The organism is Streptomyces sp. 13-12-16 (assembly GCF_002114215.1).
GTDB lineage: Bacteria > Actinomycetota > Actinomycetes > Streptomycetales > Streptomycetaceae > Streptomyces.
The window spans coordinates 1-751 of the sequence record NZ_NCTE01001321.1 but is presented as its reverse complement, the minus strand read 5'-3'; the positions used below and the strand labels follow the sequence as shown (position 1 = coordinate 751).

The 751-nt window shown below is 78.6% G+C and carries 1 protein-coding gene; it reads left to right on the top strand.

Features of this window, described 5'->3' with window-relative positions; all coding sequences use genetic code 11:
* Window positions 1-712 (top strand): ATP-binding cassette domain-containing protein (locus B7767_RS40435; RefSeq protein WP_143652934.1); only part of this gene is annotated, 712 nt, incomplete at its 5' end.
* Window positions 713-751: the final 39 nt, after the last annotated feature.

The window sequence follows — 751 nt, the reverse complement described above, 5'->3', positions numbered from 1 at the left end:
CGCCCTGCGGTGGCCCCGGCTGGGTGTCCGCCCGGGCGCGCCGCAGTTGCGGGCGCACGGCGTCGTCGTGGACGGGCGGCTGGCCCCTCCGGTCGACCTCGTCCTCGACGGCGGCGAACGGCTGCTCGTCACCGGGCCCAACGGCGCCGGGAAGTCCACGCTGCTCGCGGTGCTGGCCGGCGCCCTGCGGCCCACCGACGGGCACGTGTGGACGGCGAGCGGGGCGCGGGTGGTCCGGGTCACCCAGGAGACCGCCGCACAGGATCCCCGGCTCACCGCCCGCGAGGTGTACGACCGGCACGTCGGACGACTGGTGGCCGACGGGGTGCTCCCGGACGGCGACGCCGTCCCGCTGGGGTCCCTCGGGCTGCTGGACCCCGACGCGACGGGCACGCCGGTCGGACGGATGTCCCAGGGGCAGCAGCGGCGTCTCGACCTGGCGCTGGCGTTGTCCGGGCGGCCCACGCTGATCCTGCTCGACGAGCCGACCAACCACCTGTCGGCGCCGCTGGTCGACGAGCTGACCGGGGCGCTCCGCGACACCGGCGCCGGCGTCGTCGTCGCCACCCACGACCGTCAGCTCCTGCGGGACCTCGCGGACTGGCCGCTCCTGCGGGTGGGCGGAGCGCCGGCGCCGGACGCCCGCTCCGGCGTGCCGCGTCCGGTCGCCCGGGAGGAACCGGCGCCGGGGACACGCCGTACGCCGTCCTGACGTACCGCCTCCGCCGGCGAGGGCGGCTCCGGGCCGGGG